The sequence below is a fragment of the Gordonia liuliyuniae genome, assembly GCF_021739025.1.
GTDB classification, from domain to species: domain Bacteria; phylum Actinomycetota; class Actinomycetes; order Mycobacteriales; family Mycobacteriaceae; genus Gordonia; species Gordonia liuliyuniae.
Genome location: NZ_JAKKOT010000008.1, coordinates 206650 through 227274 on the forward strand (window position 1 = coordinate 206650; position 20625 = coordinate 227274).

Below are 20625 nucleotides of genomic sequence, written 5' to 3' on the forward strand. Positions count from 1 at the left end.
CATCGGCCCTTTGCCCTCGGGCGGATGGTCGTCGAAGAACCAATTCCAACCTCTAGCGAAAATGCGAGGCGAATAAGTGGCACAGGAAGTGCTGACCGACCTGACCAAGGTCCGCAACATCGGCATCATGGCCCACATCGATGCCGGCAAGACCACCACCACCGAGCGCATCCTCTACTACACCGGTGTGAACTACAAGATCGGTGAGACCCACGACGGTGCGTCGACGACCGACTGGATGGAGCAGGAGAAGGAGCGTGGTATCACCATCACCTCCGCCGCCGTGACCTGCTTCTGGGACAACAACCAGATCAACGTCATCGACACTCCCGGCCACGTCGACTTCACGGTCGAGGTCGAGCGCGCGCTTCGCGTCCTCGACGGCGCCGTCGCCGTCTTCGACGGCAAAGAGGGTGTCGAGCCCCAGTCCGAGCAGGTCTGGCGCCAGGCCACCAAGTACGACGTCCCCCGCATCTGCTTCGTCAACAAGATGGACAAGATGGGCGCGGACTTCTACTTCACCGTGCAGACGATCATCGATCGTCTCGGTGCGAAGCCGCTCGTCATGCAGCTCCCGATCGGCGCCGAGGATGCCTTCGACGGCGTCGTCGACCTGATCGAGATGAAGGCCATCACCTGGCGCGGCACTGTCGCGATCGGTGCCGAGCCGACCATCGAGGAGATCCCCGCGGAGCTGGCCGACAAGGCTGCCGAGTACCGCGAGAAGCTTCTCGAGACGGTCGCCGAGTCGGACGAAGCCCTCATGGAGAAGTACTTCTCCGGTGAGGAACTGACGATCGACGAGATCAAGGGTGCGATCCGCAAGCTGACGATCAACTCCGAGATCTACCCGGTGCTGTGTGGTTCGGCGTTCAAGAACAAGGGCGTTCAGCCCATGCTCGACGCCGTCATCGACTACCTCCCGAACCCGCTCGACGTCGGCGAGATCGAGGGCCACGTCGTCGGCAACGAGGAAGAGATCATCTCCCGCAAGCCGTCGAAGGACGAGCCGTTCTCGGCGCTCGCGTTCAAGATCGCTGCTCACCCGTTCTTCGGCAAGCTGACGTTCGTGCGTGTGTACTCGGGTCGCGTCGACCCGGGCACGCAGGTCCTGAATGCCACCAAGGGCAAGAAGGAGCGCATCGGCAAGCTCTTCCAGATGCACGCCAACAAGGAGAACCCGGTCGAAGACGCGGTGGCCGGCCACATCTACGCGATGATCGGCCTCAAGGACACCACGACCGGTGACACCCTGTGTGACACCAGCGCTCCGATCGTCCTCGAGTCGATGAGCTTCCCGGACCCGGTCATCAACGTCTCGATCGAGCCGAAGACCAAGTCCGACCAGGAGAAGCTGGGCACCGCGATCCAGAAACTCGCCGAAGAGGATCCGACCTTCTCGGTGAACCTGGACGACGAGACCGGCCAGACCGTCATCGGCGGCATGGGCGAGCTCCACCTCGACATCCTCGTCGATCGCATGAAGCGCGAGTTCAAGGTCGAGGCGAACGTCGGCAAGCCCCAGGTCGCCTACCGCGAGACGATCCGCAAGACCGTCGACAAGCACGAGTTCACCCACAAGAAGCAGACGGGTGGCTCGGGCCAGTTCGCGAAGGTCATCATCAAGCTCGAACCGTTGGTCGACGGCGAAGAAGGCGCGACCTACGAGTTCAAGAACGCCGTCACCGGCGGCCGTGTCCCGCGCGAGTACATCCCTTCGGTGGATGCCGGTGCGCAGGACGCGATGCAGTACGGTGTGCTGGCCGGCTACCCGCTGGTCAACCTGAAGGTCACCCTGCTCGACGGTCAGTACCATGACGTCGACTCGTCGGAGATGGCCTTCAAGATCGCCGGTTCGCAGGCCCTCAAAGAGGCTGCGAAGATGGCACAGCCCGTCATCCTGGAGCCGATCATGGCCGTCGAGGTCACGACTCCGGAAGACTACATGGGCGACGTCATCGGCGACCTCAACTCCCGCCGTGGTCAGATCCAGGCCATGGAGGAGCGCAGCGGCGCTCGAGTCGTGAAGGCTCAGGTTCCGCTGTCGGAGATGTTCGGCTACATCGGAGACCTTCGGTCGAAGACCCAGGGCCGCGCAAACTACTCCATGGTCTTCGACTCGTACGCTGAAGTTCCGGCGAACGTGTCGAAGGAGATCATCGCGAAGGCGACGGGCGAGTAGAACCGCTCGCCGTCTTGGCGGAACCCATTGGCGGACCACGCCAGCGTGGACAAACCAATACCCCGATCGGCGGCTCCCGCCGTCGATCGGGGACCATGTAAGAAGCCTCCCCGTAGTGGTACAGATGAGTATCGGTACAGGGAACCCATACACCGTCGACCGGGAACCACCCGGTGGCGCAGAGAAGTCCAGGAGGACATCAAGTGGCGAAGGCGAAGTTCGAGCGGACCAAGCCGCACGTGAACATCGGCACCATCGGTCACGTCGACCACGGCAAGACCACCACCACGGCTGCCATCACCAAGGTGCTGGCAGACCAGTACCCGGACCTGAACGAGAGCTTCGCTTTCGATCAGATCGACAAGGCGCCTGAGGAGAAGGCTCGTGGTATCACGATCAACATCTCCCACGTCGAGTACCAGACGGAGAAGCGTCACTACGCTCACGTCGACGCTCCGGGTCACGCCGACTACATCAAGAACATGATCACCGGTGCCGCCCAGATGGACGGCGCGATCCTGGTCGTGGCCGCCACCGACGGCCCGATGCCGCAGACCCGCGAGCACGTCCTCCTGGCCCGCCAGGTCGGCGTCCCCTACATCCTCGTCGCACTGAACAAGGCCGACATGGTCGACGACGAAGAGATCATGGAGCTCGTCGAGATGGAGGTCCGCGAACTGCTGGCCGCCCAGGAGTTCGACGAGGACGCACCGGTCGTGCCGATCTCGGCGCTGAAGGCGCTCGAGGGCGACGAGAAGTGGGTCAAGTCCGTCCAGGACCTGATGGCTGCCGTCGACGAGTCGATCCCGGACCCGGTCCGCGAGACCGAGAAGCCGTTCCTGATGCCCGTCGAGGACGTCTTCACGATCACCGGTCGTGGCACCGTTGTCACCGGTCGCGTCGAGCGTGGCGAGATCAACGTCAACGCTGAGGTCGAGATCGTCGGCATCCGCGAGAAGAGCACCAAGACCACCGTCACCGGTATCGAGATGTTCCACAAGCTCCTCGACTCGGCACAGGCTGGCGACAACGCCGGTCTGCTGCTCCGCGGCCTCAAGCGTGAGGACGTCGAGCGCGGTCAGGTCATCGTGCAGCCGGGCACCACGACCCCGCACACGGAGTTCGAGGGCCAGGCGTACATCCTGTCGAAGGACGAGGGTGGCCGTCACACCCCGTTCTTCAACAACTACCGTCCGCAGTTCTACTTCCGCACCACGGACGTGACCGGTGTCGTGACCCTTCCTGAGGGCACCGAGATGGTCATGCCGGGCGACAACACTGAGATGCTCGTCAAGCTCATCCAGCCGGTCGCCATGGACGAAGGCCTGCGCTACGCGATCCGCGAGGGTGGCCGCACCGTCGGTGCCGGTCGCGTCACGAAGATCATCAAGTGATGACCACCCGCCGGGCGCAGTAGCGGAAGTGATTTTTGCGGTGCCCGGCGGGACATCACGGATCATCAAGTGATGACCACCCGCCGGGCGCAGTAGCGGAAGTGATTTTTGCGGTGCCCGGCGGGACATCACGGATCATCAAGTGATGACCACCCGCCGGGCGCAGTAGACCCGCTGACCTCGCATCGAGGTCTGAAAGAGCCCCGCTCCGATTCGTCGGAGCGGGGCTCTTTCGCGTGTCGAGCGACGCCCCGTACGAGCAGGGCCAATCGGCGGGTCAAGGCCGACGTCGCGCTCCTCGACATCGCCGCCCAGGTGGACTCGGTCGTGTATCCGACGGCGACGCCGGAGGATCTGGCGTCGACCGCGGAACTTCGCGATGCTCCTCGGAAGCACGGTGTTCGAACGAGTTCTTCGAGAACTGAGGTTCCCGGAGCGCGGCGCCGCATCGGCCGACATTAGTCTGGACGTCATGGTGTCTCAACGTCGCACGCTGACGCGTGCCGGGCTGTCGTTGTCGATCCAGGTGTCGGGGCCGCTCGACCCGGCCAGTGTCCCGGTGGTCCTGGTCCACGGCATGGGCGGCGATCGTACGACGTGGCGTCCGCTGGCGAGCAAGCTCCGCAAGGCCGGTCGGACGGTGGTCAGTTTCGACATGCGTGGCCATGGGCGGACCGGGCCCGCAGAGTCGTATCTCCTCGACGACTTCCGTGACGACCTCTCCGCCGTCGTCGATGACCTCGGTGCCGAGCGCGTCGACCTCGTCGGACACTCGCTGGGTGCCCACACGGCACTCCGGTTCGCCATCTCGGCACCCCAACGCGCCCGCCGGATCGTGCTCGAAGAGGTTCCGCCGATCCCGCGCGATGCCGCCGATCTCGCCGAGGAGGTCACCCCGTCCGCGACGTTGGTGGAGCGGATCCGGGGGATAGGGTCGCTCGTCGCCAACCCTGGACCATTTCTACGGTTCGACCGTGCTCTGGGTGATCCGGTGATGTCGGCGTTTGCCATCGCCGAGCCCGCGTGGTGGTGCAGTCTTCAGCAGGTCACGGCACCGACACTTGTCGTGTCGGGTGGACGACGCAGCTTCCTGCCGCCGAGGCATCTGCGCGACCTTGCCTACGCGCTGCCGTCAGGCGATTTCCTGACGATCGAGGCGGGCCACAGCGTGCACCGCGATCGGCGCGACGAGTTCACCGAGGTGGTTCTCGCTCACCTGTCGTGAGACGCCCCTGTTGTGACGAGTCCATTCGTGTGACGATCGAGGAATGAACTCTCTGATCGTCGTCGCGTCGAAGTCGCATGGAAACACTCGTCGGATCGCGGAGGCGATGGCGGAGACGCTCGACGCCCGGGTCGTCACGCCCGACGAGGTGTACGACGCCGAGATCGACGCCGCTGATCTGATCGGGTGGGGTTCGGGAATCTACTGGATGTCGTTCGCTCCCGAACTGCGACGTCGCATCGAGCGGCTCGATGCGCGTGGCCGCGGCCGCGCCTTCGTCTTCTCCACGAGCGGGCTTCCCGAGACGCCGCTTCGTCGATACAGCCGAGCCCTGGTGGCGTCACTCGCTGGCCGCGGCTTCACTGTCGCCGACGATGTGTTCGCCTGTCGCGGCCTCGACACGATGGGGCCGCTCGCCCTGATCGGCGGGGTCAACAAGGGGGCGCCGACGACGAACGACCTGGCCGCCGCGCAAGCGTTCGCGCGGCGCGTCCGCGAGTCCTGATCTATCCATCGCTCGCGATCATCCAGGCGATGCCGAAACGGTCCGTGAACATGCCGAAGTAGGCGCCCCATGGCGCCTGGTCGAACGGCATCGTCACCGTCGCTCCGTCGGTCAGTCCGGCCCAGGCGCGCCGCAACTCGTCGACGTCGGAGCCGGACAACGACACCGAGATCCCGGTCGGAGCGGTGTACGGCATGACGCTGGGGGTGTCGGAGGCCATCAGGACGAGGTCGTCGTCGGTGGTGAGTTGTGCGTGCATCACCAGGGTGCGTTCGCTGGGGTCGGGGACCATGTCGGGGAAGTCTTCGAAAGTGCTGACGACGAGTTCTCCGCCGAGGACCTCGTGATAGAACTCCATCGCATCGCGGGCGTTGTTCCTGAATGAGATGTACGGATTGAGGTGCGCCATGGACTCTTCTCCCTGTGAGGTCTGATCGGCCGGTGGTCGCCGATCCCGGTGTCCGCACATTCAGTGTTCACGCAGCCGTGCGGCGGCACAAGAGGCGTGCGTCGACGCGTACGGCGCCGTCGACTGTGGCCGCGTCTACGTGTTGTGGAGCTTGCGCGGATCTATGCCGGTCCGCTCCCACGCCTCGTGGGCCCACGGGACGTAGAGCGCCTTGACTGGCAGCTTGTTGATCAGCGGGTTGATCTTGCGCATGAACGCCGCGAAACGGTCGAAGTTGCGCTGGTCGCGGTCGCTCCACTCCAACTCGCAGACGTCGCGCATCTGTTGCGGCAGGGTTCCGACGATCACGACGTGGAGGGCGCTGTTCAGCGGTGCGGACGCGATCCGCCACACCGGCTTCGGCATCCATTTCGGCCCGGGGACGCCCTTTCGGAGATAACCGGTCGCGTACGTAATGGTCCGCGTCGGGACGAAGCGGTCGAGCATCGAGTCCCAGTACTCACAGAACTCCTCGTACGTCTGCGGTTGGCTGCGGGCCGAGACGCCGTACAGCTGGTACCAGACCTTGCTCTCTTCGAATATCTGCACCTTCTCGGCGTAGGTGAGTCTGCGAATGAACGTGTCGGTGATGTACAGGACCTGGTCGACGAACGTCGCGTGCGCCCAGTAGAACAGTTCGGGGTTGAGCCCGTGGTACCGCGAGCCGTCGCTGATGGTGCCTTTGATGCCGCGGTGGAAGTCGCGGACCCGGTGGCCCCACTGGTGGGGGTTGTCGGAGTACACCGTGCGCATGATCGGTGGGCCGGAGCGCTTCGCGCGGCCGAGGAAGTCGCTGAAGATGATCGAGTGGTCTTCTACGCCTTGCGCGAGCTGTTCGATGCAGTTCTCGGTGCCTGCCAGTCGTTGGAACCCGAGGAGTCCTCGGCTGTCGCCGTAAAACTTCCACACCAACGAGTCGGCACCGAGTCGCAGGTCGAGCGAATCGACGTCGACGTCGTCGACGACGGCGGGTTCCGCCTCGCGGACGTGCTCGTCGAAATCCGTAGTTGAGGTCATGGCGACAGCGTAACCTGACTTTGGAACAAAATGAAAACTTTGTGCCAAACTCGACGCTGTCTCGGGTCGAGCCATGACGAACTACCCTGGCGGCATGGTCTTCTCGCAGCCGTCAGGAAAGAACAAACAGTCGCCGTTCGGTACGTCCGACGACCGGCGAGACGCGAAGGCGACGTTCCGCCTCAAGCCGAAGGACGCGCCGCCGCCTGCGATGCCGACCGCCGACGATCTGATCGCGGCCTCGCGTGTGGTCGCATTGCCGATGCGCACCGCGTTCCGCGGCATCACCGTCCGTGAGGCGATGATCTTCTCCGGTCCGGCGGGGTGGGGCGAGTTCGCGCCGTTCGCTGAGTACGACGACGCCGAGTCGCGCGTGTGGCTCGCCGCAGGGATTGAGGCCGCCTATCTCGGCACGCCCGATCCGGTGCGCGACGTCGTCGACGTCAACGCCACGGTCCCCGCGGTGCCTGCCGACGACGTCGCCGAGATCATCGGTCGATACCCGGGTGTGCGGACCGTGAAGGTGAAGGTCGCCGAGCCCGGACAGTCGTTGGCCGACGACGTCGACCGGGTCGCGGCGGCACGCGAACTCGTTCCGACGGTGCGGATCGACGCGAACGGCGCGTGGGGCGTCGAGGAGGCGATCGAAGCGATCGCCGCGATCGGCGACGTCGAATACGTCGAGCAGCCCTGCCGCACCGTCGACGAGTTGGCCCAGGTTCGTCGAGCCGTGACGGTCCCGATAGCCGCCGACGAGTCGATCCGTCGCTCGACCGATCCGATGCGGGTCGCACGGGCCGACGCGGCCGACATCGCGGTGCTCAAGGTCGCACCGCTCGGCGGAATGCGGGCGTTACTCAAGGTCGCGGCTCGGCTGCCGATGGACGTCGTCGTCTCCAGCGCCCTCGACACGGCGGTCGGCATGTCCGCGGGGGTCGCCGCCGCGGCGGCGCTGCCGGGACTGCACCGCGCGTGCGGGTTGGGGACCGGTGCGATGTTCGGTCGCGACGTGGCCGCCCCGTTCGCCGTCGTCGACGGTCGAGTCGAGTTCCGCAGCGTCGTCCCGGCGAACGACCTGCCGCTCGCCTCGGCCGAGCGCACTCAGTGGTGGCATGACCGGCTGCGTCGGTGCCACTCGCTGCTCGTTGGCGGGTGAGGATCGGCGAGAGGAGATCGGGACTAGAAACAAATCGACAAATCTGTTCCAATGAGTATGGGCGATGTCACTGTGGGCGTCGCACGAAGGTTGGGAGAGAAGCGATGACCGACATCCTCGCGAGGCCGGAGGCCGGCAGCGAACTGCGGCCGATTCCGATGAGCGATCGCAACGGCGTCCTCGAAGTGCTGAGCATGCGGCGGGACCCGTTCAAGTTCGCCGACGAGAAGTTGGTGCGCTACGGGAACGTCATGGGCCTCAACGCACTCGGTGTCCGAATGGTGACTGCGGCAGGCCCGGCGGCGGCCAGCGAGATCCTGATGAACAAAGAGAAGGCGTTCGCCAACGCGCCGGCCTGGAGCTACTTCATCGGCCCGTTCTTCAATCGCGGCGTCATGCTCCTGGACTTCGACGAGCACCGCCACCACCGCCACATCCTGCAAGCCGCGTTCACACCGAAGGTCCTCAAGGGCTACATGGACGAGATGCAACCGATGATCGCCGACCGCATGCAGCGGTTCCCGACCGGTGACGTCCGGATGTTCACCGAGCTCAAGCAGATCACCCTGGACGTCGCCCTCGAAGTGTTCCTCGGCCTCGAACTGCCCAAGGCCGAAGCCGACCGCATCAACAAGGCCTTCATCGACACCGTCCGTGCAGGCGTCGCCTTCGTGCGCAAACCGGTGCCCGGCGGCCGGTGGTGGAAGGGTCTGCGCGGTCGCAAGATCCTCGAAGAATTCTTCCACGAGCACATCGCGGACAAGCGTGCGACGGCCACACCCGACCTCTTCTCGGTGCTCTGCCACGCGGAGAGCGACGACGGGCACACATTCACCGACGAAGACGTCGTCAACCACATGATCTTCGTTCTCATGGCGGCGCACGACACGTCGACCATCACCATGACGCAGATGGCCTACCACATGGCCACACATCCCGAATGGCAGCAGCGTGCGCGCGAGCAGGCGTTCGAGTTCGGCGAGAGCCTCACGTACGACGACCTCGGCTCGATGGACGTCATCGACCTCGTGATGCGCGAGTCGCTACGACTGTGCCCGCCAGTCCCCGCCCAGCCGCGGATGGCAATCAAGGACACCCAGGTGCAGGGCTTCTTCATCCCGAAGGACACGATGGTCGTCGTGCCACAGATGTCGAATCACCGCGATCCCGAGATCTACTCCCACCCGAACATGTTCGACCCCGAGCGGTTCTCGGCCGACCGTGCTGAGGACAAGGCGCACCGGATGGCGTGGATGCCGTTCGGCGGCGGCGTCCACAAGTGCATCGGCCTGTACTTCGGCCAGATGGAGATCAAGACGATCATGCACCACCTGCTGCGCAACTACGAGTGGACGGTGCCCGCGGGCTACGAGATGCCGATGGATTACAGCGCACTGCCAGTTCCGAAGGACAAGCTGCCCGTGCAGGTCCGGCGCCGCTCATGACGGCCGGGACCTCACGGAAGGCCAGGGTCACGTCATCGCCGTCCGCGCAGGAGGCGGCGATCCTGGCCGCTGCCGCGAACGAGTTCTCGACGGTCGGCGCACGCCGCGCCAACATAGACGAGGTCGCGAAGGCGGCAGGGGTCAGCCGTTCGACGCTGTACCGGCGATTCCCGAACAAGGACAGCCTGCTGTTGGCTGTCGCCAACGACGCCTTCGAGCAGGGCCTGGCCCGGCTCGAGGACGCCACCGCAGGCCTCGGCCCGTCCGAGGCCGTCGTCGCGGCGTTCACCGCGGGCGCCGAGATGGTTCACACCGATCCGCTGTTGCGTCGCATGGTGCTCGAAGACGTCGAACTGCGTACCATCACCGCGGCTACCATGAGCGGTCTGTTCATCGAGATGGTGACCGCCAGGGTCGGTGGGACGCTGCGCCGGGCCGGCGCCGAGATGCCCGACGACGATCTGCTGCAAGCCGTCGAACTGCATGTGCGCCTGGTCATCTCGTTCCTCGAAGTCCCCAACACGGAACCCGAGAAACAGACTGTCGAGTACGCGGCGCACCTCGCGGCCACCTACCTCGCGCCGATGATCTACTGACCCTCGCACTGCTGACCACCCCGCCTGCTCGACAAGGAACTCCATGTCTATTCTCGATCGGTTCTCGTCCGAACACCGTCTGGCGCAGACACGCGCAGGCGTCTCCGGCAAGGTCGTCGCCATCACCGGTGGCGCGCGCGGTATCGGATTCGAGATCGCTGAACAGGTGCTCGCCGCGGGCGGCCGGGTCGCACTCGGCGACATCGACGGTGACGCCGTCGGAAAAGCGGCCGCCGACCTCGGTGTGGAAGGCGCCGAACTCGACGTCACCGACGCCGCGTCGTTCGAGAGATTCCTCGACGTCGTCGAAGAGCGAGTCGGGCCGATCGACGTCCTCGTCAACAACGCCGGGATCATGCCCGTCGGTTCGTTCCTCGACTACGATGAGGCGCTGATCCGCAGCACCATCGAGATCGACTTCCTCGGCGTGATCCTCGGTACCCGCGCAGCCGCACGCAGGATGGTTACGCGCGGTGGCGGCCAGGTCGTCAACATCGCATCCGTCGCCGGCCGTCTCGCCGCGCCCGGACTGTCGGTGTACAACGGTGCGAAGTCCGGGGTCATCGAATTCTCCGAGACCCTCGACTTCGAGCTCGCGCCGCACGGCGTCAGCGTCTCGGCGGTCCTCCCGTCGTTCACCAAGACCGGGCTCGTCACGGGTCTCAAGACCAACGCGTTCGTCAAGACCGTCGACACCGACGTCGTCGGCCGCGAAGTCTTGACGACGATCGCCACGCGGCGGACGCGCGCGATGGCACCCGCCTCGCTCCGCTGGGTCGACATGATGCCGATGACGCCGATCGGGTTGAAACGTCGACTGGCGAAGTTCGCCAAGACGGACACGATCTTCCTGCACGCCGATCAGTCGGCGCGCGCCGACTACAGCAAGCGGATCGGTCAGGTGGGTCGTTCCGATTAGTGTTGCTCGCATGCCGTCCGACCGCCATCTCGCAGCCTTGCGTGCCGCCCGCGTCGAACGTCGGACTCGTCGGGGCGAGCTCGACACCGTCCTGGCCGAGCAGCGACCCCCGTCGTCAGGTGAGCCGACTCGGGGCCGTCGTCGTTCTCTGCCGATCGTGTTCGCCGTCCTCTCCGTCGTGCTGGCAGGTGTCGCGGTGTGGCAGTACCTGGTTGCGCCGCATCACTATTCGGACGCTGAATACGTATCCGCGACCACCGACCGTGTTCGCCTCCTCGTGGAGGCGGACAGCGACGACCAGGGACGCGCCGAACGCATCTTGTCGGGGGCGACCGGCGCGTTCCATGATTCGTTCGCACAGTCGGCCGACGCGTACACCCAGTTCGTGGCATCCGCGAGGACGAGCGGTGTCGGCTCGGTGGACGGGGTCGGGCTCGCACGACGGGAAGGAGACTCCGCGTTGATGCTCGTGGCCGCGAGCGTGCGGGTGGCGACGTCGACTGGCCAGGACGAAGCGCCTGCGGCGTTCCGCATGCGCGTGTTGATGACGCCTGAGGACGGAGAACTGAAGATCGCCGCGGTGGAGGTGCTCGGGTGAGGAGTCGACTCGAACGGCCGGTCACCCGGATCACGTTGATCGGCGTGGTCGTCGCATTCGTCGTACTGGTGGGTGCGTTCGCCGTGGGCGTCGTCGGGTTGGATCACCGCTCGGACGCGCGGGCCGCGGCCGCCGCCCGTGACACAGTGTCCGAGCAGGCCGCCGACGCCGTCGCGGCCGTCTTCTCGGTGTCGGAGAAGACCTGGCGGCAGGATCGGCAGAAGGCGACGACGTACCTCGCCGAACCCATGTCGACGTCACTGGCGTCCGCCTTGGCGGGCGGCCCGGCAGCTGGCGTCGTCTCCGTCGAGTGGGAGCCGCAGCATGCGGCGACCGTCGACGTCGACGCAGACACGGCTACCGCGATCGTCGTCGCACGCGTGACGGTGACCCCGCGCGGTAAACCGCCGCAGACGGCGAACCGCACCGTGCAGACGAGTCTGCGATGCGTCGACGGCCGATGGATGGTCACAGGAATGGACGAGTTGAAATGACCGAGCCGACGCGGGTACGGAAAGCCCGTGAACAGTACGACGACGCCGTCCGCGCGGAACGTCTCGCCCGGATCGCGGCGGCCCCCGAGCTGCGCGCGCGGGCCCGTCGCCTGCGCGCCGCGCTCCGGCTGGCGGCGGTGGCCGCGGTCGTGGTCGCGGTCGTCGCGCTCGGCGTCGGACTGTGGGGGTTCTTCTCAGCCGACGACCTGAACGCCGATGCAGCTGCCACCGATGCCGCCGTCGCCGATGCGACGTCGGCCGTCACGACGATGCTGACGCCCGACCCGGCCGACGCGTCGGGATACGTCGACGCGATCAGCGGGGACAGCACCGGCGAACAGCGCCAACGGTTCGACTCCGGGCGCGACGCCCTCGTCGGGTACGTGAGTGGGCTCGAGGTCCGACCAGACGGTCGCGTGGTGTCCGCGGGAGTCGAATCGGCGTCCGACGACTCGGTCAACGTCCTGGTCGTCGCGCAGACCACGGACCCGAGCCTGGTCGGCGACACGTCAGGAGACACCAGAGTGACCGTCCGGGTGCGGATGACACCCGGCGACGACAGCTGGCTCGTCTCCGACACGGAGGTGCTCTCGTGACGCGCCGTGCGCTCTGGACAGTGGTGGGCGCGTGCACGCTGATCGTTGCCGTGGTCTTCGGCCTCCTGGCGGCGAACGCGCACCGCGAGCCCGCAGGCCCGGATATCGCGCCTGCGGAAGCGGCGGCGGCAGCGGTCGGGAAGCTGATGACGTTCGCACCGGACGACACGGCGGACGAGCGCGGCCGAGCCGAGGATTCGCTGACCGGTGTGCTCGCCGCCGACTACGCACTGCGCGGACCGGACGTCGTCTTCCCGTCGGCGGTCGCGTCCGAGGCGACGATGACCGTCGACGTCACCGACGCCGCGACCGTCGAGCACGCCGACCGGTCGGCCCGGGTCCTGGTGTTCGCCCAGCAGACCGTCGCCGTTGGCGCGCATACGGATCCATCGCACGTGGGTATTGCGCGGTGGGCGTGGATGACTAGAGTCGAAGGTCATTGGTTGTTGGCTCGGCTCACCCCGGTGTCTCCGCAGTGATCGGCGATCACCGGTCGGCTGCGCGGACCGGTGCGGTGTGAAGCGAGCCTCGAGTATCGAGACCCTAAGGACACACCTGTGAATGACCCCATTGTGATCGTTGGCGCAGGGCTGGGCGGCGTGCGCCTCGCCGAGAACCTGCGCAACGGTGGACACACGGGCGGCATCGTGCTGCTCGGGCAGGAGACGCATCCGCCGTACGATCGTCCGCCGCTGTCCAAGAGTGTCGTGACCGGGCACAGCGAGCGCGTGGACCTCAAACCCGCCGAGTTCTACACCGAGCAGGACATCGATCTGCGGACCGGGACACGTGTCGTCGCAGTGAACCCTGACGCGCACACCGTGACCGTCGAGTGCGGCGGGCAGCGCAGCGACGTCGCCTACGGGACGCTCGTGCTGGCGACCGGCCTCGTCGCGCGCCGATTCCCCGGCCTCGCCGACGACGTGTCCGGCGTGCACGTGATCCGCACGATCGAAGACGCGCTCGCGTTGCGGGAAGCGGCCGGGACGGCGAAGCACGCCGCGGTGATCGGCGCCGGGTTCATCGGCTGCGAGGTAGCGGCCAGCCTGCGTGAACACGATGTTCCGGTCACCCTCATCGAGCCCACGCCGACGCCTCTGGCCGTGGCGATCGGTGCGCGGATGGGACAGATGGTGACGCGGCTGCACGTCGAGGCCGACGTCGACCTCCGCACGGGTATCGGTGTGGATGAGATCGTCGTCGAGGACGGAGCGGCATCGGCGGTAGTGCTCTCGGATGGGTCGCGAGTGGACGCCGACGTCGTAGTCGTGGGCATCGGCGGGTACCCCGAACTGGGTTATCTAGATGGATCCGGCATCGAACTCGCGCCCCGGTCCTCGGGCGGCGGAATCGCATGCAACGGTGTCGGACGGACGAGTGTGCCCGACGTCTATGCCCTCGGCGACGCCGCGAACTGGGCCGACGCACACGGTGATCATCACCGTGTCGAGCACTGGAATCATGTCGTCGACCACGCCGCTCTCGTCGCAGCCGAACTGCTCGGCCACGCGATCACCCATCAGAGCGTCCCGTACTTCTGGAGCGATCAGTTCGGCCTCAAGATCCAGATGCTCGGGTCGCCGCACCCCGACGACGAGGTGCACGTCGTCGACGACGACGGACGCAAGTTCCTGGCGTACTACAGTCGCGACGGTGTTCTCACCGGTGTGATCGGTGCGGGCCGGGTCGGGAAGCTGATGAAGACGCGGCAGTACCTGCAGACGCCGACGCCCGTGTCGGCGCTGTTGGATCAGTGAATGCTCGACGACACGGCTTCGGCCGCTGACATCCTCGCTGTACTCGTCGAACTCGGTGATCCGGTCCGTGCCGCAGGCGCGCGCCGCTTCTTCAAGACGGGGCCCGGCGAGTACGCCGAGGGCGACGAGTTCGTCGGCATCCGTGTGCCGGAGCTACGGAAGCTCGCGCGCAGACTGCGGGGGCTGCCCGGCGATGTGCTCGCCGAACTCGTGTCGAATCCGCTGCACGAGGCCAGACAACTCGCATTGTTGACGTTGGGCGTCAACTTCGCCGCTCGCGGATCCGATCGCGCCCACTGGGTCAACGTCTACCGCGACGCTGTGCGGTCGGGCCACGTCGACAACTGGGATCTCGTCGACTGCTCGGCCGAGCCGATCCTGGGCGCGTTCCTCGTCGACGCCGACGACTACTCCGAACTGCTCGACTGGGCGTCGTCGGACGATCTGTGGGAGCGCAGAGTGGGGATCATCGGCGCCTTCGCGTTCATTCGGGCCGGGCGATCCGACGCGATCCTCGCGGTCGCGCCGTCTGTCATCGACGACCGCCGCGACCTGATTCAGAAGGCGTTCGGATGGATGCTGCGGGAAACCGGGAAGCGCGTCGATCGCGCCGTCCTCACCGACTTCCTCGACGCGCAGGCGGCACGGATGGGTCGCACTGCGCTGTCGTACGCAGCCGAACATCTGACGTCCGACGAACGGTCGCGGTACCGCGCGATGCGTTGAACTGGGTCACTCGCTGGGAGTTCGTTCCGTCTCCCGCTCGGGTGCGCCGCGTCGGACGAGCAGCGCCAGGACGATCATCGGGATCTGCAGGGGCAGCCGCGCCCACGCGATCGACTTGAGGAGCGGGCTCTTGTCTACCCAGAGCCGGATCATGTTGACGTTCGCCGGGAACACTGCGACGAACAGGGCTGCGGCGAGCCCGGCCGCGGTGCGGCGCGTTCGAGGAACGACGACGGCGGCGCCGATGCTGACCTCGGCGACACCCGACGCGTACGTCCAGAACCGCTTCGAGCCGGGTATCTCCTCGGGAACGATCGAGTCGAACGCCTTCGGTGCGACGAAATGAAGGACGCCGGGAACCAGGAGAATGCCGGACAGGATGCGCGCCAGACGATCATGAAGCATGGGGTCGAGTCTAACCGGGTGTCGAATGCGGTGATGCCCCCGCAGGTGCGGGTCGACCTGCCGTTCGGCGCGCCGATGATGATCGAAGTCGACGGCTGCGCGCACTACGCGGAAATCAGAATTCGATGCGCAGCTTGTCCGACGTCGGACGCGCCTGGCAGCCGAGGATGTAGCCGTCCTCGATGTCGTCAGGATCGAGGGCTCCGGTGACCTCCATGTCGACGGTCCCCTCGACGAGCGTGCACGCGCACGAACCGCACTCGCCCTCTTTGCACGAGTACGGGGCGTCGAGTCCCGCGTCGAGCATGATGTCGACGAGGGTCCGCGATCGTGGCCACGACATCTGGTGCGTCTCACCGTCGAGTTCCACCTCCACCTCGGCGGCGGCCGCGGCCTCCTCCTCGCTCACCTCGCCGAGTTCGACGTCCTCGAACGGGTCGCCGGCCAGGGAGTTGTAGATCTCGGTGTGCACGTTGTGGTGGTCGAACTTCGCCTTGTGCAGGCCAGCGTGCACCGCGTCCATGAACGGGCCAGGACCGCAGACGTACGCGGTATGCGTACGCGCCATGGGGGCGAACACGGTGGCCAGCTTTTTCTCCGTGGGCAGGCCCTGAATCGTCTCGATCCAGTGAACCACCGTGAGGCGGCCGGGATGGCGGTCCTGGAGGTCACGCAGTTCCGCGGCGAAGATGACGTCGTTCTCGCTGCGGTTCGCGTAGAAGAATGTGACCGGACCGGTGCCGTCGGCGATTGCGGTCTTCAAGATCGACATCACCGGTGTGACGCCCGAACCCGCGGCAATGAGCAGCATGGGTGCATGGATGTTGGACGGCGTGAACACGCCCGACGGCGGGAGCGCCTCGATCTGGACGCCTGCTGCGAGGTGGTCGCAGATCCAGTTGGAGCCGTACCCGTCCGGTGTCCGCTTGACCGTCACCTTCGGCAGGCTGTCGTGTCTGACGGCTGAGGACAGCGAGTAGCAGCGCGCCACTGAGCCGGTCTGGTCGCTCGGGATGCGGAGCGTCAAGAACTGGCCGGGCAGATAGTCGACGAACTTGTCGGTGTGGGTGTCCGGGATGTCGAAGACGATGCTGCGCGCATCGGCGGTCTCGTCGATCACCTCGGAGACGGTGAGGATCGCGCTGCGCGTGCTGTGCGGGGTCAGGTCGGTCATTCGTGCGCTCTCTGGTGCGAGGACATCCGACGCGGAGCCGGAACTAGAACGTGTTCTAGATTAGGATATCAGCGCTTGAGATTCTGTCATAGGTGCTGTTCCGGCAGAGGCCCTGTTCCGGTCAGGGGGAGCGGCGGGTGTGCGGCTCGCTCGCGGTCAGTGGGCCGGCCAGTGAACCCACGCCGTCGACCAGGGTTCGTCCGCCGGCCTGCAGGAGTTCGGTCAGGTCGGAGGCTGGGTCGAGCAGCCATTGATCGTAGGCGGCGAGCGCGGTGCCGAGCGTCATCCAGGCGATGGTCTGGGGGAGGTGGTCGCCGGCTTGTAGGCCGAGGCGGGCGGCGGAGTGCTCGGCGATCACCTGCCGCCAGTCGGCGTACATGATCATCGAATGCGCCTGCAGTGCCGGGACTCCCAGCAGTAGCGCCATACGACTCCGGTGCTGCTCGATCATCTCCTCCGGGACCTCGTTGAACTGAACGAGTGCGCGTGTGAGGCTCTCGCCGAGCTGGACGTCGTCCGGGGTCTCGGCGAGGAGGCTGTGCAGGCCGCGAAGGTGCTCGTCGAACTCGCCCCACGCGAGCGAGTTCTTCGACGGGTAATAGCGGAACAGTGTGCGACGGGCGATTCCGGCCGCGGCGGCGATGTCGTCGACGCTCGTCTCGTCGAACCCCTGTGTCGTGAATAACTCGATGGCCACCGCGCTGAGACGTCCGCGAGTGGTAGCTGCGGGTCGTCCACCGAGCGGCCCGGTGCGCGATGCGGTCACTCGCGGCTCCTTTCTCACATCTGTTGTCGCTGGTCGAGATGCTACGCGTGACGAATTCTCGGGAAACACTAGCAATTATGCACTCGGTGCCATTACGGTGTGTTGTGAACCACAAGTATCTACCTCAGGAGGTTGGTTCACATGGCCGAACAGGCAGCCCAGACTCACGACGAGCTCGTCGCGGAGTCGCTGGTGGAGGAAGTGTCCATCGACGGGATGTGCGGCGTCTACTGATGACGACTGCAACGACCATCGCCTCCGGCGACCGCTCTGCGGTCGCCGGAGGCGAGCCGCACCCGCCCGTCCAACCCGCCTTCGACCCGGCAGCCGCCTGGACGCTCAACCCCAAAGTGGCGTTGCGTCCGGAACCGTTCGGTGCGCTGCTCTACCACTTCGGAACACGCAAGCTGTCGTTCCTCAAGAACCTGACCGTCGTCGGTATCGTCCGCGACCTCGCCGAGCATTCCAGTGCTGACGATGCGCTCGCCGCCTCAGGTGTCACCGACGACACTCGCCCGCTGTACGTACAAGCGCTGACCGCGCTCTGTGAGTCGGGCATGATCATCCCCGCCGACCCAGGAGTGAACTCGTGACCACCGTCGAATCCCCGGTCATGCCGTCGATGACCCCGCCGCTAGGCCTCGAACCTCAGCCGACTTCGCCGCCGAAGGTCGGGCGCCTCGTCGACCAGTTCGAGAAGGGGCTCGACGCACCCATCTGCCTGACCTGGGAGCTCACGTACGCGTGCAACTTGTCGTGTGTGCACTGCCTGTCGAGTTCGGGCAAGCGAGACCCGCGTGAGCTGAGCACCGAGCAGTGCAAGGCGATCATCGACGAGCTGCAGCGCATGCAGGTCTTCTACGTGAACATCGGCGGTGGCGAACCGACGGTCCGCCCGGACTTCTGGGAACTCGTCGACTACGCGACGGATCACCAGGTGGGCGTCAAGTTCTCGACCAATGGCCTCCGGATCACGCCGGACGTCGCCGACCGGCTCGCCGCCTCGGACTACGTCGACGTGCAGATCTCGTTGGACGGTGCGACCGCCGAGGTCAATGACGCGGTCCGCGGCCCGGGGTCGTTCGACATGGCGGTGCGCGCACTCGAGAACCTGTCGAACGCAGGCTTCGCCGACGCCAAGATCAGCGTCGTCATGACGCGGGAGAATGTCTCCCAGCTGGACGAATTCAAAGCTCTCGCCGACAAGTACGGTGCGACGCTGCGCATCACCCGCCTGCGTCCGTCCGGCCGCGGCGCCGACGTGTGGGACGATCTGCATCCGCTTCCCGAGCAGCAGCGCGAACTCTACGACTGGCTCGTCGCGCACGGCGACAATGTGCTGACCGGCGACTCGTTCTTTCATCTGGCCGCATTCTCGGAGTCGGGCGGGAGCGGTCTGCCCGGCCTCAACCTGTGCGGGGCCGGTCGTGTGGTGTGCCTGATCGATCCGATCGGTGACGTGTACGCGTGTCCGTTCGCGATCCACGAGAACTTCCTCGCGGGCAACATCACCACCACTGAGGGCGGCTTCCAGGAGATCTGGCAGCGCAGCGACCTGTTCACCGAACTCCGTGAACCGCAGAACGCAGGCGCGTGCACCAAGTGTCAGCACTTCGACGCCTGCCGCGGCGGTTGCATGGCAGCCAAGTTCTTCACCGGTCTGCCGCTCGCCGGCCCAGACCCCGAGTGTGTGCAGGGCTTCGGCGAAGAACTCCTCGCAGGCGACCGGAGCAAGCCGACCGCCAACAAGGATCACTCGCGTGGAGTTCCGCTCACACTGATGACCCGTCCGCCGTCCCGCGACTGCGACGAGAATCCGCTGGCCGGCTTCGCGCCGACCGCCGCGAGTGGCTGCTCGTCCACCAACTGCTGCTGAGCAGACCCTTCTGCTGATCGAGCACCCCGACGGATCGAGCGGAGTCGAGATATCGGCGACTTCGCCCGATCGATGCCGCACGCTCGCTCATCACTTCGATAACGAAAGAAATTCACTCATGTCCAAGATATCCGAACTCGCTGAGAAGAATCCGTGGCGTCGTAACCCGTGGTTCGAGACCGTCGGCGAGGCACAGAAGCGTGCCCGTAAGCGGCTTCCGAAGACCGTGTACTCGTCGCTGGTGGCAGGTACCCAAGCCGGTATCACCGTCAACGACAACATGGATGCGTTCACTGAACTCGGGTTCGCCCCGCACGTCATCGGCACCACGCCGGAACGGAATCTGGCGACGACGGTGATGGGGCAGGAGCTCCCGTTCCCCGTGATGATCTCGCCGACCGGTGTGCAGGCCGTTGACCCCGACGGCGAGGTCGCGGTCGCTCGGGCCGCCGCCAACCGCGGTACGGCCATGGGCTTGTCGAGTTTCGCGTCGAAGCCGGTCGAAGAGGTCACCGCCGTCAACGACAAGACGTTCTTTCAGATCTACTGGCTCGGCAGCCGAGAGGACATTCTGGCTCGAGCGCAGCGTGCGAAGGACGCCGGCTGCAAAGGGCTGATCGTCACCACCGACTGGGTGTTCAACGTCGGACGCGACTGGGGCAGTCCGGAGATCCCGGAGAAGGTCGATCTCGCCGCGGTCGCGAAGCTGGCCCCGGAGATGATCACCAAGCCGAAGTACGCGTTGAGCTGGTTCCGCGACGGCAAGCTCCTCATCCCCGACCTGACCGCGCCGAACATCGCGCACCCGGACCAAACGGGCCCGACGTTCTTCGACGTGTACGGCCAGTGGATGAATACCCCGCCGCCCACCTGGGAGGACCTGCAGTGGCTGCGCGAGCAGTGGGACGGCGAGTTCATGGTCAAGGGCATCACCCGCATGGACGATGCCAAGCGTGCGCGTGACATCGGAGCGACGGCGATCTCGGTGTCGAACCACGGCGGCAACAACCTCGACGGCACCCCGGCCACGATTCGCGTCCTCGGGCCGATCGCCGACGAGCTCGGTAACGATCTCGACGTCCTACTCGACGGTGGCATCCGACGCGGAAGTGATGTCGCCAAGGCCCTAGCGCTCGGCGCGAAGGCTGTCATGATTGGCCGCGCCTACCTGTGGGGTCTGGCCGCCAATGGGCAGGCCGGAGTCGAAAACGTTCTCGATCTGATGCGGATGGGCCTCGACTCGACGCTCATGGGCATCGGCAAGAACGACGTCGCCGACCTCACGCGCGACGACCTCATCATCCCGGAAGGGTTCGAACGAATCTTCGGCGCATAGCCGACAGTTC

Annotated in this window: 23 protein-coding genes; 18 read left to right on the plus strand and 5 right to left on the minus strand. The window is 65.9% G+C overall.

Annotated features, from left to right (window positions below; genetic code table 11):
• The first annotated feature begins 76 nt into the window (after window positions 1–76).
• The 4 genes from fusA to L5G28_RS18300 all read left to right on the plus strand — a co-directional run bounded on the left by fusA (window position 77) and on the right by L5G28_RS18300 (window position 5306).
• On the plus strand, window positions 77–2182 hold the full coding sequence (gene fusA, locus L5G28_RS18285; RefSeq protein WP_237002767.1) for an elongation factor G: 2106 nt from the start codon (window positions 77–79) through the stop codon (window positions 2180–2182).
• A gap of 203 nt (window positions 2183–2385) precedes the next feature.
• Window positions 2386–3576: an elongation factor Tu gene (tuf, locus tag L5G28_RS18290; RefSeq protein WP_237002768.1), complete on the plus strand. Its 1191-nt coding sequence runs from the start codon at window positions 2386–2388 to the stop codon at window positions 3574–3576.
• A gap of 472 nt (window positions 3577–4048) precedes the next feature.
• Complete coding sequence (locus L5G28_RS18295; RefSeq protein ID WP_237002769.1) at window positions 4049–4801, plus strand: alpha/beta fold hydrolase; 753 nt, start codon at window positions 4049–4051, stop codon at window positions 4799–4801.
• A gap of 43 nt (window positions 4802–4844) precedes the next feature.
• Window positions 4845–5306, plus strand: coding sequence for a flavodoxin family protein (locus L5G28_RS18300; protein WP_237002770.1), 462 nt, complete (start codon window positions 4845–4847; stop codon window positions 5304–5306).
• Between the two features lies 1 nt (window position 5307).
• Here L5G28_RS18300 and L5G28_RS18305 read toward each other — a convergent pair whose 3' ends face one another.
• A complete protein-coding gene (locus L5G28_RS18305; RefSeq protein WP_236999005.1) occupies window positions 5308–5715 on the minus strand; it encodes a VOC family protein in 408 nt (135 codons plus the stop codon).
• Window positions 5716–5850: 135 nt separating this feature from the next.
• Window positions 5851–6771: an oxygenase MpaB family protein gene (locus L5G28_RS18310; RefSeq protein WP_237002771.1), complete on the minus strand. Its 921-nt coding sequence runs from the start codon at window positions 6769–6771 to the stop codon at window positions 5851–5853.
• Between the two features lie 211 nt (window positions 6772–6982).
• On the opposite strand from L5G28_RS18310, the gene L5G28_RS18315 reads away from it, so the two are divergent.
• From L5G28_RS18315 to L5G28_RS18360, 10 genes are all read left to right on the plus strand, one after another.
• On the plus strand, window positions 6983–7927 hold the full coding sequence (locus L5G28_RS18315; RefSeq protein WP_237002800.1) for an o-succinylbenzoate synthase: 945 nt from the start codon (window positions 6983–6985) through the stop codon (window positions 7925–7927).
• Window positions 7928–8031: 104 nt separating this feature from the next.
• A complete protein-coding gene (locus L5G28_RS18320; protein WP_237002772.1) occupies window positions 8032–9372 on the plus strand; it encodes a cytochrome P450 in 1341 nt (446 codons plus the stop codon).
• Window positions 9369–9968: a TetR/AcrR family transcriptional regulator gene (locus tag L5G28_RS18325; RefSeq protein ID WP_237002773.1), complete on the plus strand. Its 600-nt coding sequence runs from the start codon at window positions 9369–9371 to the stop codon at window positions 9966–9968. The genes L5G28_RS18320 and L5G28_RS18325 overlap by 4 nt, the downstream gene beginning before the upstream one ends.
• A gap of 43 nt (window positions 9969–10011) precedes the next feature.
• Window positions 10012–10887 (plus strand): SDR family oxidoreductase, encoded by an 876-nt coding sequence (locus L5G28_RS18330; protein ID WP_237002774.1) that lies wholly within the window; start codon window positions 10012–10014, stop codon window positions 10885–10887.
• Between the two features lie 10 nt (window positions 10888–10897).
• Window positions 10898–11485 (plus strand): Rv1363c family protein, encoded by a 588-nt coding sequence (locus tag L5G28_RS18335; RefSeq protein ID WP_237002775.1) that lies wholly within the window; start codon window positions 10898–10900, stop codon window positions 11483–11485.
• Window positions 11482–11979, plus strand: coding sequence for a hypothetical protein (locus tag L5G28_RS18340; RefSeq protein WP_237002776.1), 498 nt, complete (start codon window positions 11482–11484; stop codon window positions 11977–11979). The genes L5G28_RS18335 and L5G28_RS18340 overlap by 4 nt, the downstream gene beginning before the upstream one ends.
• Window positions 11976–12575: an Rv1363c family protein gene (locus tag L5G28_RS18345; RefSeq protein WP_236999013.1), complete on the plus strand. Its 600-nt coding sequence runs from the start codon at window positions 11976–11978 to the stop codon at window positions 12573–12575. Before L5G28_RS18340 ends, L5G28_RS18345 begins: the two co-directional genes overlap by 4 nt.
• Window positions 12572–13054, plus strand: coding sequence for a hypothetical protein (locus L5G28_RS18350; protein WP_237002777.1), 483 nt, complete (start codon window positions 12572–12574; stop codon window positions 13052–13054). The genes L5G28_RS18345 and L5G28_RS18350 overlap by 4 nt, the downstream gene beginning before the upstream one ends.
• 78 nt (window positions 13055–13132) lie before the next feature.
• On the plus strand, window positions 13133–14332 hold the full coding sequence (locus tag L5G28_RS18355) for an NAD(P)/FAD-dependent oxidoreductase (RefSeq protein WP_237002778.1): 1200 nt from the start codon (window positions 13133–13135) through the stop codon (window positions 14330–14332).
• The gene (locus L5G28_RS18360) at window positions 14333–15058 is read left to right on the plus strand and encodes a DNA alkylation repair protein (protein ID WP_237002779.1); all 726 of its coding nucleotides are present in this window, start codon (window positions 14333–14335) and stop codon (window positions 15056–15058) included. It abuts the gene before it with no gap.
• Between the two features lie 6 nt (window positions 15059–15064).
• On the opposite strand, the gene L5G28_RS18365 is transcribed toward L5G28_RS18360, so the two are convergent.
• The 3 genes from L5G28_RS18365 to mftR all read right to left on the minus strand — a co-directional run bounded on the left by L5G28_RS18365 (window position 15065) and on the right by mftR (window position 17403).
• Complete coding sequence (locus L5G28_RS18365) at window positions 15065–15463, minus strand: DoxX family protein (protein WP_237002780.1); 399 nt, start codon at window positions 15461–15463, stop codon at window positions 15065–15067.
• 115 nt (window positions 15464–15578) lie between these two features.
• Window positions 15579–16637 (minus strand): ferredoxin--NADP reductase, encoded by a 1059-nt coding sequence (locus L5G28_RS18370; protein WP_236999018.1) that lies wholly within the window; start codon window positions 16635–16637, stop codon window positions 15579–15581.
• Window positions 16638–16758: 121 nt separating this feature from the next.
• Entirely contained in the window at window positions 16759–17403 is a 645-nt protein-coding gene (gene mftR / locus L5G28_RS18375; RefSeq protein ID WP_237002781.1) for a mycofactocin system transcriptional regulator MftR, read from the minus strand.
• A 141-nt stretch (window positions 17404–17544) separates the two neighbouring features.
• Here mftR and mftA point away from each other — a divergent pair, with 141 nt between their 5' ends.
• The 4 genes from mftA (at window position 17545) to mftD (ending at window position 20615) form a co-directional block, all read left to right on the plus strand.
• Window positions 17545–17637: a mycofactocin precursor MftA gene (mftA, locus tag L5G28_RS18380; RefSeq protein WP_132992091.1), complete on the plus strand. Its 93-nt coding sequence runs from the start codon at window positions 17545–17547 to the stop codon at window positions 17635–17637.
• Window positions 17637–17996, plus strand: coding sequence for a mycofactocin biosynthesis chaperone MftB (gene mftB, locus L5G28_RS18385; protein ID WP_236999020.1), 360 nt, complete (start codon window positions 17637–17639; stop codon window positions 17994–17996). The genes mftA and mftB overlap by 1 nt, the downstream gene beginning before the upstream one ends.
• The gene (gene mftC, locus L5G28_RS18390) at window positions 17993–19279 is read left to right on the plus strand and encodes a mycofactocin radical SAM maturase (protein ID WP_372476916.1); all 1287 of its coding nucleotides are present in this window, start codon (window positions 17993–17995) and stop codon (window positions 19277–19279) included. Before mftB ends, mftC begins: the two co-directional genes overlap by 4 nt.
• A 118-nt stretch (window positions 19280–19397) precedes the next feature.
• A complete protein-coding gene (mftD, locus tag L5G28_RS18395; protein ID WP_237002782.1) occupies window positions 19398–20615 on the plus strand; it encodes a pre-mycofactocin synthase MftD in 1218 nt (405 codons plus the stop codon).
• Window positions 20616–20625: the final 10 nt, after the last annotated feature.

Excerpts from the sequence above, each read along its gene's own strand:
- L5G28_RS18295 (WP_237002769.1), top strand. The coding sequence starts at position 4,049 with ATGGTGTCTCAACGTCGCACGCTGACGCGTGCCGGGCTGTCGTTGTCG.
- L5G28_RS18300 (WP_237002770.1), top strand. The coding sequence starts at position 4,845 with ATGAACTCTCTGATCGTCGTCGCGTCGAAGTCGCATGGAAACACTCGT.
- L5G28_RS18305 (WP_236999005.1), bottom strand. The coding sequence starts at position 5,715 with ATGGCGCACCTCAATCCGTACATCTCATTCAGGAACAACGCCCGCGAT.
- L5G28_RS18310 (WP_237002771.1), bottom strand. The coding sequence starts at position 6,771 with ATGACCTCAACTACGGATTTCGACGAGCACGTCCGCGAGGCGGAACCC.
- L5G28_RS18315 (WP_237002800.1), top strand. The coding sequence starts at position 6,983 with ATGCCGACCGCCGACGATCTGATCGCGGCCTCGCGTGTGGTCGCATTG.
- L5G28_RS18320 (WP_237002772.1), top strand. The coding sequence starts at position 8,032 with ATGACCGACATCCTCGCGAGGCCGGAGGCCGGCAGCGAACTGCGGCCG.
- L5G28_RS18325 (WP_237002773.1), top strand. The coding sequence starts at position 9,369 with ATGACGGCCGGGACCTCACGGAAGGCCAGGGTCACGTCATCGCCGTCC.
- L5G28_RS18330 (WP_237002774.1), top strand. The coding sequence starts at position 10,012 with ATGTCTATTCTCGATCGGTTCTCGTCCGAACACCGTCTGGCGCAGACA.
- L5G28_RS18335 (WP_237002775.1), top strand. The coding sequence starts at position 10,898 with ATGCCGTCCGACCGCCATCTCGCAGCCTTGCGTGCCGCCCGCGTCGAA.
- L5G28_RS18345 (WP_236999013.1), top strand. The coding sequence starts at position 11,976 with ATGACCGAGCCGACGCGGGTACGGAAAGCCCGTGAACAGTACGACGAC.
- L5G28_RS18360 (WP_237002779.1), top strand. The coding sequence starts at position 14,333 with ATGCTCGACGACACGGCTTCGGCCGCTGACATCCTCGCTGTACTCGTC.
- L5G28_RS18365 (WP_237002780.1), bottom strand. The coding sequence starts at position 15,463 with ATGCTTCATGATCGTCTGGCGCGCATCCTGTCCGGCATTCTCCTGGTT.
- L5G28_RS18370 (WP_236999018.1), bottom strand. The coding sequence starts at position 16,637 with ATGACCGACCTGACCCCGCACAGCACGCGCAGCGCGATCCTCACCGTC.
- mftA (WP_132992091.1), top strand. The coding sequence starts at position 17,545 with ATGGCCGAACAGGCAGCCCAGACTCACGACGAGCTCGTCGCGGAGTCG.
- mftB (WP_236999020.1), top strand. The coding sequence starts at position 17,637 with ATGACGACTGCAACGACCATCGCCTCCGGCGACCGCTCTGCGGTCGCC.
- mftD (WP_237002782.1), top strand. The coding sequence starts at position 19,398 with ATGTCCAAGATATCCGAACTCGCTGAGAAGAATCCGTGGCGTCGTAAC.